11 protein-coding genes and 2 pseudogenes are annotated in these 13,956 nt (G+C 72.1%); 5 read left to right on the forward strand and 8 right to left on the reverse strand.

Annotated features, from left to right (window positions below; all coding sequences use genetic code 11):
* The first annotated feature begins 16 nt into the window (after positions 1–16).
* The 4 genes and pseudogenes from QTQ03_RS26440 to QTQ03_RS26455 form a co-directional block, all read left to right on the forward strand.
* Positions 17–571 carry an NUDIX hydrolase gene (locus QTQ03_RS26440; RefSeq protein ID WP_502889825.1) on the forward strand — a complete coding sequence of 185 codons (555 nt, stop codon included), beginning with the start codon at positions 17–19 and terminating at the stop codon, positions 569–571.
* A complete protein-coding gene (locus QTQ03_RS26445; RefSeq protein WP_289280419.1) occupies positions 565–1,377 on the forward strand; it encodes a ribonuclease HII in 813 nt (270 codons plus the stop codon). The genes QTQ03_RS26440 and QTQ03_RS26445 overlap by 7 nt, the downstream gene beginning before the upstream one ends.
* A complete protein-coding gene (locus QTQ03_RS26450; RefSeq protein WP_007075222.1) occupies positions 1,374–1,697 on the forward strand; it encodes a DUF2469 domain-containing protein in 324 nt (107 codons plus the stop codon). The genes QTQ03_RS26445 and QTQ03_RS26450 overlap by 4 nt, the downstream gene beginning before the upstream one ends.
* A gap of 994 nt (positions 1,698–2,691) precedes the next feature.
* Positions 2,692–3,111, forward strand: a pseudogene (locus QTQ03_RS26455) (murein hydrolase activator EnvC family protein); the annotation flags it as partial.
* Between the two features lie 55 nt (positions 3,112–3,166).
* Here QTQ03_RS26455 and QTQ03_RS26460 read toward each other — a convergent pair.
* From QTQ03_RS26460 to QTQ03_RS26495, 8 genes and pseudogenes are all read right to left on the reverse strand, one after another.
* On the reverse strand, positions 3,167–4,348 hold the full coding sequence (locus tag QTQ03_RS26460; protein ID WP_289280420.1) for an aminotransferase class V-fold PLP-dependent enzyme: 1,182 nt from the start codon (positions 4,346–4,348) through the stop codon (positions 3,167–3,169).
* A 60-nt stretch (positions 4,349–4,408) separates the two neighbouring features.
* Positions 4,409–5,392 carry a tyrosine-type recombinase/integrase gene (locus tag QTQ03_RS26465; protein WP_289281004.1) on the reverse strand — a complete coding sequence of 328 codons (984 nt, stop codon included), beginning with the start codon at positions 5,390–5,392 and terminating at the stop codon, positions 4,409–4,411.
* Between the two features lie 200 nt (positions 5,393–5,592).
* Positions 5,593–6,885: a DNA-processing protein DprA gene (locus tag QTQ03_RS26470; protein ID WP_502889826.1), complete on the reverse strand. Its 1,293-nt coding sequence runs from the start codon at positions 6,883–6,885 to the stop codon at positions 5,593–5,595.
* Positions 6,882–8,168 (reverse strand): annotated as a pseudogene (locus tag QTQ03_RS26475) (YifB family Mg chelatase-like AAA ATPase); the annotation flags it as partial. The gene QTQ03_RS26470 and the pseudogene QTQ03_RS26475, both read right to left, overlap by 4 nt.
* Positions 8,169–8,505: 337 nt before the next feature.
* Positions 8,506–8,682 carry a hypothetical protein gene (locus QTQ03_RS26480; RefSeq protein ID WP_289277950.1) on the reverse strand — a complete coding sequence of 59 codons (177 nt, stop codon included), beginning with the start codon at positions 8,680–8,682 and terminating at the stop codon, positions 8,506–8,508.
* Positions 8,683–9,123: 441 nt separating this feature from the next.
* Positions 9,124–10,683 carry a hypothetical protein gene (locus tag QTQ03_RS26485; protein ID WP_289277951.1) on the reverse strand — a complete coding sequence of 520 codons (1,560 nt, stop codon included), beginning with the start codon at positions 10,681–10,683 and terminating at the stop codon, positions 9,124–9,126.
* Positions 10,680–11,513, reverse strand: a complete 834-nt coding sequence (locus QTQ03_RS26490; RefSeq protein WP_289277952.1) for a deazapurine DNA modification protein DpdA family protein — start codon at positions 11,511–11,513, stop codon at positions 10,680–10,682. Before QTQ03_RS26490 ends, QTQ03_RS26485 begins: the two co-directional genes overlap by 4 nt.
* A complete protein-coding gene (locus QTQ03_RS26495; protein WP_289277953.1) occupies positions 11,510–12,496 on the reverse strand; it encodes a bifunctional DNA primase/polymerase in 987 nt (328 codons plus the stop codon). Before QTQ03_RS26495 ends, QTQ03_RS26490 begins: the two co-directional genes overlap by 4 nt.
* A gap of 265 nt (positions 12,497–12,761) precedes the next feature.
* On the opposite strand from QTQ03_RS26495, the gene tcmP reads away from it, so the two are divergent.
* The gene (tcmP, locus tag QTQ03_RS26500; RefSeq protein WP_289277954.1) at positions 12,762–13,955 is read left to right on the forward strand and encodes a three-Cys-motif partner protein TcmP; all 1,194 of its coding nucleotides are present in this window, start codon (positions 12,762–12,764) and stop codon (positions 13,953–13,955) included.
* The last annotated feature ends 1 nt before the right edge of the window (position 13,956 follow it).

Consider the following 13,956-nt stretch of genomic DNA (forward strand, 5'->3'; position numbering starts at 1 on the left):
TAGACCCGGTGGGGGCATGGGCGTAGTCGGCGACGTCTGGCAGGCTGGGGCGGTGACCGTCTACACCCCTCGTCGCGCGGCCCGGGTGCTGCTCGTGGACGCGGCCGGCCGCGTCCTGCTCTTCGAGGGCAGCGATCCGGCGCGCCCCGGCCACCGGTACTGGTTCACGCCGGGCGGCGGGCTCGACCCGGGGGAGAGCCCGGCCACTGGCGCCGCTCGTGAGCTGGCCGAGGAGACCGGGCTGCGGCTCGCTCCGGCGGAGTTGGGCGCGCCGGTGTGGTCGGAGACGGTCGAGTTCCCGTTCGACCGTGTCTGGTACCGGCAGGAGCAGGAGTTCTTCCTGGTCCGGGTGGCCGCCTGGGAGGTCGACACGGGAGGCTTCAGCGCTGTCGAGCGGGCCAGCGTCGCCGGGCACCGCTGGTGGTCACCGGCGGACCTGGCGGCCAGCGGCCAGCGTTACTACCCGGTCGACCTGCCGGCGGTGCTGGCCCAGGCCCTGGCCGCCGCGCCCGCCGTGACCGATGCCGAGGTCCTGCCGACCGCCGGGGCTGACGGGGGTGGGCCGTGCTGACGCCCCCGCGCACGGTCGTCCGGCGGGATGGCGGACTGTACGCGTTGGAGCGTGCCCTGCAGCGGCGCGGCTTCCGGCACGTGGCCGGCGCCGATGAGGCTGGCCGGGGCGCCTGCGCCGGTCCGCTGGTGGCGGCCGCCACCATCCTGCCCGAGGGACGGCGCGGCGAGATCGACGGTCTCGCCGACTCGAAGCTGCTCACCCCGGCGAGCCGGGAGCGGGTGTACGCGGAGGTGGTGGCCCGCGCCCTGGCGTACTCCGTGGTGGTGATCCCGGCGGCGGAGGTCGACGCCCGGGGTCTGCACGTGTGCAACCTGGCTGCGATGCGCCGGGCGCTGGCCTCGCTCACCACCCCGCCGGAGTACGTGCTCTCCGACGGTTTCGGTGTCGACGGCCTGGACGTGCCGGGGCTGGCGGTGTGGAAGGGTGACCGGGTGGCGGCCTGCGTGGCGGCGGCGAGTGTGCTGGCCAAGGTGACCCGGGACCGGATCATGGTCGAGCTGGACGGGACGTTCCCGGGCTACGGGTTCGCGGAGCACAAGGGGTACATCACCACCGAGCATTCGACGGCGCTGCGGGAGCGTGGGCCCTGTCCGGAGCACCGGTTCTCGTACGTGAACGTTGCCGCGGTGTCCGGCCGGACCGGCGCCCCGCCCCGGGCACGTCGACCGCTGGGTGCGAGGCCGGACGAGCCGATGGAGCGTACCGGCGCGCCAGGGGGTACCGTCGGCGTGGCGTTGGGCGAGCGGCCTGGGCCCATGGCGCCGGTGGGGGAAGATGTGGTCATGGAAGGCGGAGAGGGATGAGCGCGGAAGATCTCGAGAAGTACGAGACAGAGATGGAGCTGCAGCTCTACCGGGAGTACCGCGACATTGTCCGCCAGTTTTCCTATGTGGTGGAGACCGAGCGCCGCTTCTACCTGGCGAACCAGGTTGACCTCCATGTACGCAATTCGGACGGCGAGGTCTACTTCGAGGTCGAGATGCACGACGCCTGGGTCTGGGACATGTATCGTCCCGCCCGGTTCGTAAAGAACGTGCGGGTGATGACGTTCAAGGACGTCAACGTCGAGGAACTGGAGAAGCCGGATATCTCACTTCCTGCCGACTCGGGCTTCGGCGGCTGACCCGTCCCGGTTCCGGCGGCCCGCCGCCGGCCGCACACCCCACGGCCCCCACCGCCGTACAGCGCCGCCCGCCAGCACCACGACCTCGACCCGCTGGGCGAGGTCGTTCGCGCCTCCCGCCGCTCCCCGGGCTGCTTCGACCGACCGCGCACGGCCCGAGCTCCGCTAGGCGGGCGTTCGGCGTGCACCGGCCAGACAGCCACCGCCACTCCTGCCGCCAACGCCGCCACGGGTGCGGGCCGTCGGTGTGCCCGTCCAGCCGGGCGTCACGTCGGACCCCTGCGGGGCGCCGCGCGGACCGGGACGAGGTCGCGAGCCCCACCGGCGCAGAGGCTGATCGTCCGCAGCGGCCGGGCAGGGCCTGGTCCTGGACCATCCGCGCAGCTCAGGGCGGATCCGGAATCCGATGCTCGGGTGCCTCATACCAGATCAACTTTGGCGGCGGGCGCTGTCCACAGTGCGCCCCTCGTCCACCGGCGCTCGACTACGAGATGGCGTCTCGGCGGGGTGCTCGGAGAGGGTGCCGGCCATGGGACCTCTGTCGCCTCTCGTCGCCCTGCTCTGCGCTTCCCTGTTGGTCGTCGCACCGTCCGCCGTGCCCGTGCCCGTGCCCGCGCCCGTGCCCGGAAGCGAACATCCGCTTCGCCCCGGGCCGGCCGTCCAGTCGGCGGCCGACGCCAGCCCGCCGGGGGCTGCGCCGCCGGGGCCCGCCGGGGCTGCGCTGCCAAGGCCCGCCGGGGCCGCGCTGCCAAGGCCCGCCGGGGCCGCGCCGCCAAGGCCCGCCGGGGCCGCGCCGCCGGGATCCGTGGGGGCCGCGCCGTCCGGGCTCGTGGCGGTCGGCCCGGATCAGCGCCGCGCCGTCGAAATCGGCAAAGAGGACGGCCCCTCCACCGGCCGAGATCGTCCACGAAGCGCCGCCGACCGCGGGATCCGCCGGGCGGCGGACGCTCAGCAGGGGATCCCGCTGACGGGACACGGGGCGCTGACGTCCAGGAGCTTCCGCTGGCCGCTACCGGGGACGCCGCTGGTGGTGCGGCGGTTCGACCCGCCGCCGCTGCCCTGGCTGCCCGGCCACCGGGGGGTGGACCTGGCCGCCACCCCCGCCTCGCCGGTGCGGGCAGCAGGCGCCGGCACAGTCACCTTCGCGGGTATGGTCGCCGGTCGTCCGGTCGTCACCGTGGGCCACGCCGACGGTCTGCGGACGACCTACGAGCCGGTGCAGCCGACCGTCGGACTCGGCGTCCGGGTGCCGGCCGGCGGGCAGATCGGGCACCTGCTGGCCGGGCATCCGGGCTGCCCGGCCCCGGCCTGCCTGCACTGGGGGCTGCGGCGGGGCGACGGGTACCTCGACCCGCTGGCCCTGGTGGGCCGCGGGCCGGTGCGGCTGCTGCCGCTCGCCCCCGCAGCTGGGTGAGCAGCCGGGGCGCTGGGGTGCCGGGTCCCTTGGCCGCCGCGCGGCACCGGCCGGTTCAGCGTTGCGCGAGCAGCGGGGGCAACGACACGGCGAGCCGCTCGTACTCCGCCGCCGCGTTGTACACCTGGCCGCACACCCGCAGCCAGCCCCGCCCGTCCCAGGCGTTCACGGCCACCTCGGTGTTGAGCCGGTCCGCGATCCGGGCGCGTAACGCCCGCGCGGCCTCCAGACTGGTGGCGATTCCCGGCGGCAGCGGGACGATCCGCATGGCGACCCCCGGCCCGCCGGGATCCGGCAGGTCGGCGGGGCGCACCCCGAGCGCTTCCCCCAGCACCCACTGGCCGTACCCGGCCAGCGCGGCGTTGTGCCCGCGTACCCGGTCCAGGCCGAGCGTGCGCAGCGTGAAGAGCCCCACCGGCGCGGCCAGCCACGAGGTGTAGTCCATCGTCGCCTGCCACTCCACCCGGCTGGGGAAGCCGGACTCCTGCTCCCAGGAGACGACCAACGGCTCGATGCGTTCCCGCCACGGCGGGGCCACCACCAGCACGGCCGTCCCGCGGGGCGCGTACGCCCACTTGTGCAGGTTGCCCACCCAGAAGTCCGCGCCGATGCCCCGCACACTGGTCGGCAGCATGCCGGGCGCGTGAGCGGCGTCGACCAGGACCGGCACCCCGTGTTCGCGGGCGACCCCTGCGATCGCGGCAACCGGAAGCAGCCGCGCGGTGGGGGAGGTCAGCTGGTCCACCACGAGCAGCCGGGTTCGGCCCGGGCGCAGCGCGGCGCGGACGATCTGGAGGATCTCCTCGTCGGTGGCGCCCAGCGGCACCCGCAGTGCCCGCGTGACCGCCCCACTGCGACGACACTCTCGGCCGATGGAGAGGCTGACCGCCCCGTAGCCGTGGTCCGTGGTCAGCACCTCGTCGCCTTCCCGCAGGCCGAGCGACTGGAGCGCCACCGTGACGCCGGTCGTGGCGTTCGGCACGAGGGCGGTGCCGTCCGGATCCGCGCCGAGGAACGTCGCCAGGTGACGGCGGGTGTGGGTGATGCGGTCGATGAGCCCGGCGGTGAAGAAGCGCAGCGGGTTCGCCTCCATCTCGTCGCGCAGCCGCTGCTGGGCCCGCTGCACGCCGACCGGCACGGCACCGAACGAGCCGTGGTTGAGGTGGCTCACCGCCGCGTCGAGGGAGAAGAGCAGACGGGCCCCCGGGATCGGCTCGGGTGGCTGCACGACGCTCACCCGATGATCGTAACCGTCGGTCGATTCGGGAGTCCGTCGACGCAACTGCCGCAGACCCGGTCAGGCGCGGGGATGGGCCTGCCGGTAGGCGGCGCGTAGCCGGTCGACCGACACGTGGGTGTAGATCTGCGTGCTGGCCAGGGAGGAGTGTCCGAGTAGCTCCTGCACCGCCCGCAGGTCCGCGCCGCCCTCCAGCAGGTGGGTCGCCGCCGAGTGGCGTAGACCGTGCGGGGTGGTCCGGGGCAGCCCGGACACCTCCGCATACCCGGCCACGATCCGGCGCGCGGTGGTCGCGTTGAGCCGACCGCCCCGGGCGCCGAGCAGCAGTGCGTCCAGCGCCCGCGGCCCGGTCAGTCTCGGGCGGCCATGACGCAGCCACGCGTCGAGTGCGCGCTGCGCCGGCACCCCGTACGGCACGGTGCGTTCCCGGCCGCCCTTGCCGAACACCCGGATGACGCGCCGGCCGGGGTCGACGTCCGCGACATCCAGCCCGCACACCTCGCTGACGCGTACCCCGGTCGCGTAGAGCAACTCCAGCAGCAGCAGGTCACGCAGCCGGACCGGTGCTGTGTCGTCCTGGTCCATGGGTGGGGGCGGCGCGGCACGGGGCCGGCCCGCGTCTGCCGCCGCCGGATCATCGCCCGTCGGCTGCGTTCCTGCCGGGAACGGCAGGGCCGCGGTCTCGAGGAGGGCGGCGGCCTGGTCGGCCCGGAGCACGGTCGGCAGTTTGCGGTGTGCCCGGGGACTGGCCATCGGTGCGGCCACGTCCGTGGGCAGCAGGCCAGCGCGGTGCGCCCAGGCGCTGAAGGCGCGGGCCGTCGCCGCGCGGCGGGCCAGCGTGGACCGGGCGACTCCTGTCGTCCGCTGTCGGGCGAGCCAGCTGCGAACCACGGTGAGGTCCAGATCGGCGGGTGTCCGGGCACCGGCGCGCATCGCGTGGTCGAGTAGCGAGACCAGGTCCGTGACGTACGCCCGGACGGTGTGGACGGACCGGTTGCGGACCTGCGTCAGGTGGGTGGCGAACTCGTCGACCGCCTCACGCATGGCCGGCGGCAGCGCCGCATGCAGGGCGCGGGTGGCCCGGCCGTCCCGTCGGCTCACCGGACGGCCCCCGTCCCGGCCGCTCGGCACCTCCGCTTTCCCGGCCCCGGGCTGCTGGTCGGCGCACACCCGTGCAGCTTACGGTCGCCACACTCGGACCAGGACGGGCGAGGTGCCGGTCACGACGGGTCGGGTCGGGGTGGTCACGGTCGGCGCGCGGCGCCCGCAGCGGCGAGCGCATACCCGTCGGCATGCCGGACGACGAGCCCCAGCGCCTCGAGCAGGGCCAGCTTGCGCAACGCCGTCCGCACCGCCACCCGGGACCGTGCGGCGATGTCGTCTACCGCGGTCACGCCCCGTCGCGGTAGCGACTCCAGCACCGTTGCGGCCTCGTCGTCGAGCTGGTCCCGGGTCCGCTCGGGTCCCCGGACCGGCGGCGCCAGGTCGCTGCCGATCCGGCCCACCTCTTCCAGCACCTGCGCCAGGCCGGTGACCAGCCGCGCGTCCGGGTTTTCCCGCAGCAACTCGTGCGCCCCGACCGACATGGCGGACGTCACCGGGCCCGGCACCACCATGGCCCGCCGGGCGATCGCCAGCGCCCGTCGCAGCGTCTGCGTCGCTCCGCTGCGGGCCGACGCCTCCACCAGAACGCTGCCGCGGGTCGCGGCGGCGATGACCCGGTTGCGGATCAGGAACCGCGGCCGTAGCGGCTCCGCCCCAGGCAGCCACTCACTGACCAGCAGCCCGGTGTCGGCGATGCGGTCGAAGAGTGCCGTGTTCCCGATCGGGTACGGCCGGTCCAGGCCGCAGGCGAGCACCGCGACGGTCAGCCCGCCGGCGCTCAGTGCGCCCCGGTGGGCCGCGGCGTCGACGCCGAACGCCCCTCCGGAGACCACCGTCCAGCCCCGCTCGGCCAACCCGTACGCCAGCTCGGTGCCCACGTGGAGGCCGTACCCGGAGGCTGCCCGCGCCCCCACCACCGCGACCGACCGGTCCAGTGCCTCGGCCAACGGCCAGGCTCCCCGCACCCAGAAGCAGAGCGGTGGATCGGTTTCCCGATCAACCTTCCGGGTCGCCCCGTGCAGGACGAGCCGTCGCAGGTCGCCCACCGGGGCGGGCCACTCGTCGTCGGCCGGCGTCACCAGGCGGGCGCCCAACCGATCGGCCCGTTCCAGTGCCTCGGTCGCCACCGCCACCGGGTCCCCGGCCGTCAGGCGCGTCGCGACGGTCTCCCGTAGTGCGTTGTCGCAGGCGCCCCCGTCGCGCAGCAGTGCCAGCGTGTCGACGGCGCCGTGTCGCTGAACCAGGCGGAATACGGACCGGGTGCCGGGCTCGGTGAGCCAGGTCAGCGCCACCCGGGCGAGCCGGTCGGCGTCCGCCCCCGCCGTCGGTGGGCGCGGTGCGTCGTGGGCCGTCACGTCATCGTCCAGGCCGGGCCGAGGACGCCTCGGGCCGGTTGCCCCGGGTGACGGTGACGCCGCCGCTGCGGTGGTCACAGCGCCTCCCCGGTGCGCAGGCCGATCGCCTCGCGGACGTCGTCGGCGTCGGGGCGGTTCCGGCCGTCCAGGTCGGCGATGGTCCACGCCAGCCGGAGCACCCGGTCGAAGCCCCTGGCCGAGAGTGAGCCGCAGTCGAGCCGGGCTCGCAGCTCGCGCGTGTCCGGTGCGGGCAGGCGCCACGGCGGGCGGCGCAGGACCGGGCCGGGCAGCTCGGCGTTGATCCGCCATCCGGCCCTCGACCAGCGGGTGGCCGCCGCCGCCCGCGCCGCCGCCACCCGGGCGGCCACATCTGCGGAGGATTCACCGGGACTGGCCAGCTCCGTCAGCTCGGCGGCGCGGACCGGCCGCACGGTCACCTGCGCGTCGATCCGGTCGAGCAGCGGGCCGGAGAGGCGCCCCAGGTAACGTCGGCGGGCCAGGGGCGTGCACTCGCAGGTGGCGTCCCCGGACGGTTTCGCGCAGGGGCACGGATTGGCGGCGAGGACGAGCTGCACCCGGGCCGGGTAGTCGGCGCCGCCGCGGGACCGTGCCAACCGGACCCGGCCGTGTTCGAGTGGCTGGCGCAGCGCGTCCAGGGCGCCCTTGGCGAATTCGGGTGCCTCGTCCAGGAAGAGCACCCCGCGATGGGCGAGCGAGACGGCACCTGGGCGGGCGAGACCGGAACCTCCGCCGACCAGCGCCGGGACGGTGGCCGTGTGGTGTGGCGCCTGAAAGGGTGGCCGACGGATCAGCTGCCCGCCCGGTGGCATCAGGCCCGCGATCGAGTGCAGTGCGGTCACCTCCATCGCCGCGTCGTCGTCCAGCTCGGGGAGCACAGACGGGAGTCGCTCGGCGAGCATGGTCTTGCCCGCGCCGGGTGGGCCGAGGAGGGCCAGGTGGTGTCCGCCGGCGGCGGCTACTTCGAGGGCGCGGCGGCCGAGGCCTTGGCCGGCTACGTCGGTCAGGTCGGGTGTGGATGTGGATGTGGGTGTGGCTGGGCCGGGGTGGGGTGGTGCGAGTAGTGGGTTGCCGTCGGTGATGTGGGTGATGAGGCGGTGCAGGGTGTCGATGGCGCGGACTCGGATGCCGGGGATCACGGCGGCTTCGGCGGCGTTGTCGACGGGGACGATCACGCGTTGGTGGCCGGCGTGGGCGGCGGCGGCGACCATGGGCAGGATTCCGCGGACGGGTCGGAGGGTGCCGTCGAGTCCTAGTTCGCCGAGGAGTACGACGTGTTGCAGGGGTTGTAGGGGTAGTTCGCCGGCGCTGCCGAGGACCGCGGTGGCGATCGCGAGGTCGAAGGTGAAGCTACGCCAGATCTAGATGGCGTCGCCGCCATGGCCGCGAATTGGGAAGGCCGCGGCGCCATCAGCCCATCGGCAGTTTTGGTGGCGTTCTGCTGCGCCCGCCCTGGAGTTTGTACCGGGGCGGGCGCCGTCGTCAGTGGCTTCGCATCAGGCGGCTTTTTGCCTCTCGGAAGGCCGGGCTTCACGAATGCCGATCGGCAGGTCCGGGCGCAGCAGTATGGCGAGCCGGATCCGCTGCTCAGGTGTCAGTGGAGGCCAGTCGGCAACCAGACGGCGGGCGTATTCGCGCCCGGGAGACGCGAGGGACTCGGCAGTAGATACAAGACGCTTCTTAGGCGTCGTCATGGGCGGGGTCCTCCCTCGGGGTGGCGTCGAGGTAGATGCGGTGCCAGGTAGATGGGGGCCGGTCGGGGTAGTGCCGGCTGACCTGCTGGATATGCAGCACTTGGGCGATGGCGGGGAGTGCTGCGGCTGTTTCAGCGGGTGTGCCGTGCAGCCTGATTCGCATCGTGGGAGCCTTCCGGTCGTGGGCGGTTTTTCGGCGGTGGGTTCGCAGGGTGTTGCGGGAGGAACGCGTAGAACGGCCCGCTGAGAGCGACGTAGACGCAAGATCCCGGGTGGGTCGGGTAAAGGCGTCAATGTCTCTGTGTGGCTCTCAGCGGGCTGTTCTCTGCGGGTCGGTGGCGGTTGTTTGCGCTCGTTGTGGGAGGGGCTGAACCATCTCCGCATCTCCGCATCTCCGCAAACAGGGCTGTGAGCTGCGGAAACAGGTGCGGAGATTGACGGTCGGTGGTGGTGGCCATCTCCGCAAACTCTGGTGATCTCCGCATGATCGTGCGGAGATGCGGAGATGGGTTTGGTTCTATGGGTTGGATCTCCGCAGGGTGTTTGGGCTGGTGGGCCGGGTTTTGTGCGGAGATGCGGAGATGCGGAGATGGTTCAGCGGGTTCTATCTGTCGTCCTGCTTGACCCAGAACAGGCCCCGGTCGCCTCGTTCGGTTTTGCCGGCGCGCAGGACGTGATCGCCGCGCCACCGGCCTGCTTGTCCGGTGAGCATGCGGCCGAGTTGCAGTGCGTTGGGGAGGCGGCCGGCTTGGGTGGTGATGAACTGGCCGTTCCATGGGTCGTTGATGTCGCTGCCGAGGTGCAGGGGTTCGGCGTCGCGGCGTAGTTCGGCGGCGGTCATCTGCCGGTCGCCGTGGCGGTCGTGCCAGCAGGTGAGGAACGCGCGCCAGCGCGTTTCGTCTTCATCGATTTCCCGGACGTCGGCGGCGTTGGTGAGGAACCCGGCGATGTCGTGGTGGGCGAGGAACCCGCCGAGGTATTGCGCCCACGGGGTGAACTGCCGCATCGTCACCCCGGTCACGCGGGGTGCTCCTTGGCGGGTCCAGTCGAGTACGAGCACGAGCAGGTGCCACAGGACGGTGAGTTGGTTGGCGGGGGCGGTGATCCACTGGTCGAGGTGGGGGATGCCGAACCCGGATTGGTCGCGGAGTTCGGGGCGGGGCATGTCGGGGTCGAGGTGCACGCGCACGGTGCGGGAGGCCATGTCGCCTCCGACTTGGAGGTTGTTGCCGGTGGCCATCCACAGTCGGTCGTTGGTGGTGGCGATGTTGCGGGACGCGCCTAACTGGCGGTCGGACCAGGTGCCGGCGGTGACGAGTAGGGCGAGGGTGGGTGAGTCGATGACGGTTCCTTCGGCGAGGTTGTCCCAGATGACCACGCCGACCTGTTCGGCGAACACGGCGGTGATTGATTTGCGGAGTTCTTCTTCGGCGTAGGCCCAGGGCATGACGCGTTGGCCGTAGAGCATGCCGGGGCCGGCGGTGAGGATGGATTTGCCGGATGAGGGCATGGTGGCGTCGATGAGCGCGAACGGGGTCAGGGAGTGGGTGAAGTGCCGCAGGATCGGCGTGGCCAGCAGGGCGATGTAGTTGGCCCGGTCCGCGGCGCTGGCCCATGGGAAGTCGCGCAGGAACCGGCCGAGCAGGAACCGGCGGGCCTCCGCTACCTGCTCGCTGGTGGGCGCGTCCGGGACGGGTGGCAGCGCGACTTTTGAGGCGAGGTAGAAGCCGGTCGCGGGGTCGTAGCCGGGCTGTTGGAGCAGGGTGCCGTCTCGGCGGAGCACGGGAGCGCCGATCACGCCGCGTAGTACCGGCACGCCCGGCCATGTCTTTCCCGCCAGCACGGACGACAGCACCTCGCGCGAGGGGGTGGTTTCCTCGTCGTAGGGTTCCGGGTTGCCCTGGTCGTTCTTGCGGGTCCTGGTGCGGTACACCCGGGCGTACTCGGCGAGCAGCCCGGCCAGTCCCGCCGGAGTGATCACGCTGGCCGACACCGGCAGCGGGGAGTCCTCATCGGCGGCGGCGGCCAGCCCGCCGGAGACGGCTTCCATGTGCACTAGCGCCCCGGCGGAGACGTACGTGTCGGGCAGCAGGCCCTGCGCGAGTTCCTGCTTGAGGACGCGGATGGTTTCGGGGCCGGTGCCGATGTGCAGCTTTTTGATCACGCTGCCTCCTCTCGGTGGTGCGCCGGGTGTCGACCGGCCGCAGCTGCGAGCACGGCTGTTCGCCAGTGCAGGGCATAGGGCAGGCAGTTGGCGCAGTTGCGGTGCCGTGCGGCGCGTACGCATTCGGTGAGGGCGGGTCGGCGGAGTTTGCGGGCGTCGATGGACCAAGCGAGGGAGTCGGCGGAGGTGAGTAGGTGGCCGTACTCGGCCAGGCCGAGGGTTTTGAACCCGAAGCCGTGCAGCCGGCGCACGCCGCGCTGGTGCAGCCGGGTCAGGATCGGTGCGGCGGCGCGGGTTCCTTGTCGGCGGCACACGGAGCCGAGCCCGACCAGCGGCATCGTGGTCAGGTCGACGCGCAGCATCGTCCAGTACAGGTCGACGCAGCGTAGGTAGTCGTCGGCTTCCCACCCTTGCACGACGGGGATGATGGGCAGCTCGGGGGCGCGCTCGCGCAGCTGCGCGTAGTTCGCGACGGTGCGCCGCTGATGCTCGGCGACGGTGAGGTGGGTCCCGGCGAACCGCTGCCCGGCGGCGGTGCCGCCGTTGATGACGATCGGTTCGCACATCCAGTCCTGCGGGGCGGCCCACAACAGGCGGCCGATCTGGTCGCGGTAGCGGCGTAGCCGGTTGATGTAGTCGGTGGGGGTGACGGTCCACCGGCCGTACTGCTGGAGCTCGGTGAACCCGCCGGAGTCGCACGCCCACGCAGCCGCGGCGCGGGGCAGCGTCTTGTACACCCGTAGCCGCCGGTCGGACACGAACAACGGCACACCTGCCCGTGCCAGCCAGCCGGGCTGATGGGTGCCCAGCAGGAACAACGCCCCGCTCATGCGGCCCGCCCTGCGGCGTTCAGGTGGCGGGGCCGTCGCGCGCCGGCACGCAGGCCGGAGGCGATCGTGCGGGCCACCTCACGCGCCGACAGGCCGGTCGACAGGGCGGCCGGCTCCAACGCGGCGGACACGTCGTCCTCGGTGAGCACGCCTCCAGCGACCAGCTCACCGAGTACCGCCGCGCTGATGAACAGCACGTTGTTCCGCTCTCCTTCGGGGGCGGTGGTGAGGTGGTCGACTTGGCGGCGGATCGCGGCGGCGACATATCGGCCGTGCCGGTCCGGCGGCAGCGCCACCGCGGCGGGCCGGTAGGCGGGCCGTACGGCCGGAGTGAGCAGCGACGCGAGCCATCCGGGCAGCGGGCAGGGGTCGCAGTCCAGGGCGACGGTGTAGGGGCGGGCGTTGATGGTGGAGCCGGCGGCCACGACGTAACCGCCGTGTGACTTGGTGTCGACCTTCCAGCCGAGCCCGCCCCGCTCGCCTACGGTGTTGCCCAGGCGGGGGCCGGTGTCGGGGTGGCGGTAGAACAGGTGGCTTCCGCCCCGCCCAGTGCTCTGCGTGTACGTGGCATCAACGGTGCCGCCGTGGCGGGCGGCCAGGGCGGCGAGCACGTCCACGCCGTCCCGCATGCCGGCCCACTCGGCCGGCGGGGTGTCGTCGGGATGCTTGGGCACGTCTAGGTCGACCACCAGCAGCCCGGACGGCCCGCACGCGATGCCGACACCGTAGGGCCGGTGCGTCCACGCCCGCCGGATACGGGTCGGGTCGGTGGTGGCGCGGTCTTCCCACCCGACGTGCCGCTCGGCCGCCCGGCAGCGGGGGTCGGTGCGGTCGCAGCGGGCGGCGGTGCACCGGTTCGGGAATGCCGGTCGTTTCGCCTCGTCCTCGGCGGCGTGCGGGTGGTCGGGGCGTAGGGGGAACACGTGCCAGCCGCGCGCCGCACAGGTGAGCGCGGCGGCCAGCAACACGGAAGCCTCAGGCATGAGATTCCTTCCAGGCAGCGGCGAGCGATGGCCAGCGCCGGACGGGCGCTGGCCACCAGGTGGTGAGCGCGCGAAGCGCGCCGGTCAGGGGTTCGGGGCTATCCGCTGTGGTGCCGGTGGCGGTAGACGTTGTTGCAGGTGGTCGCCGGATTGGCGGTGTTGGACGCATCGTTCGGTCTTCTTCGCCCGGTCCTGTGGGGTAGCCACGATGGACACTCATAGCTATCGTTTGATTACTCAGGGATTCGGTGTATGGGGAGGCCGGGTGTCGAGCAACGATGACTTTTTTGCCACGAAGAAGGCGGCAGCGGTTTTCAAGCACGGCATTCTGTCCCGGTATCCCGTGGTGTTCGCCGCGAAAGCGGGCATGAACGTGCGCGACCATCGAGTGACGTTCCTGGACGGCTACGCTGGGCAAGGTCGCTACGGCGACGGTGAACCTGGTTCGCCGTTGCTGTTGGTCGAGTCAGCCCGCCAGGTCGAGAGTTTCCGGTCGGTACGCGGAATTTTCGTTGAGCGGAATGACGCGAATTTCGAGAACTTGTCCCAAGTGCTCAGCGAGGTTGAGTGCGTCAGGAAGCCGGTGCTGTTTCACCGTTCTTTGGATGACTGCCTGCCGGAGATTCTGGATTTGGTGAAAGAGGACGCGTTGTTCGCGTTCCTGGACCCGTTCGGGCCGGCGTTGGATTTCAACCTGATACGGTCCGGTCTGCTGAGCCGTCCCGAGCGACCGCCAACAGAGGTGTTGCTACATATCAGCGTGTCGACGGTGGCCCGCATGGGAGGGCAACTGCGTACCGCACGCGCAGACGGTAAGCCGTTGACGGGATCGCCGTTGGCCACGGCGCAACGCCTGAACCGGTTCCTCGGTGGCGACTGGTGGCAGGAGCATTTCGCTACCGTCTCCGACAAGCACGATGATTATCAGGCGACGCAGGCCGCGCTGACGGTCGCCGACAAGTACCGCGACATGATCGCCGCGGGGACAGGTTTCATGTCGATGAGCATGCCGGTACGGCCCCGACCGGATCTGCTACCCAAGTATGTGCTGGCGTTGTTCACCCGCCACGTCGAGGGGGTATGGTGCTTCGCTGACGCGTTAGGCAAGGCCGGTGCTGACTGGCGTCGCGCGTGCACGGCCGCGGCGTGGAACCGCGGCATCTCACCGGACCAGCCGACCCTGTTCGACTTGGAGATGCTGGCCCCGGGCGGCGATGTCACCGAGTCGGCCAACAATAGGGACTGGATCGCCACGATCGCCGCGAACATTCTGCATCTGGCAACGACCGTCGGCCCGTTCCGCATCGCGGACCGGGTAACCGACGTATACGGTGACACGCTCGGTTCGGCGTGGATTCCGCACGTGCGGTCCGCCGTGCAGGACCTGCACCGGCAGGGGCTCATCGCGAACGACGGAAAGGGCAAGCGCTTCCACTATGCCCTGATCCGTCGCTACTGAC

The sequence above is a fragment of the Micromonospora sp. WMMA1363 genome, from assembly GCF_030345795.1.
Taxonomy (GTDB): domain Bacteria; phylum Actinomycetota; class Actinomycetes; order Mycobacteriales; family Micromonosporaceae; genus Micromonospora.

Coding starts and splice junctions, on each gene's coding strand:
- QTQ03_RS26465 (WP_289281004.1), bottom strand. CDS start 5,392: ATGCGTGAGGCGGTCGACGAGTTCGCCACCCACCTGACGCAGGTCCGC.
- QTQ03_RS26495 (WP_289277953.1), bottom strand. CDS start 12,496: ATGCCTGAGGCTTCCGTGTTGCTGGCCGCCGCGCTCACCTGTGCGGCG.
- QTQ03_RS26440 (WP_502889825.1), top strand. CDS start 17: ATGGGCGTAGTCGGCGACGTCTGGCAGGCTGGGGCGGTGACCGTCTAC.
- QTQ03_RS26490 (WP_289277952.1), bottom strand. CDS start 11,513: ATGAGCGGGGCGTTGTTCCTGCTGGGCACCCATCAGCCCGGCTGGCTG.
- QTQ03_RS26480 (WP_289277950.1), bottom strand. CDS start 8,682: ATGCGAATCAGGCTGCACGGCACACCCGCTGAAACAGCCGCAGCACTC.
- QTQ03_RS26450 (WP_007075222.1), top strand. CDS start 1,374: ATGAGCGCGGAAGATCTCGAGAAGTACGAGACAGAGATGGAGCTGCAG.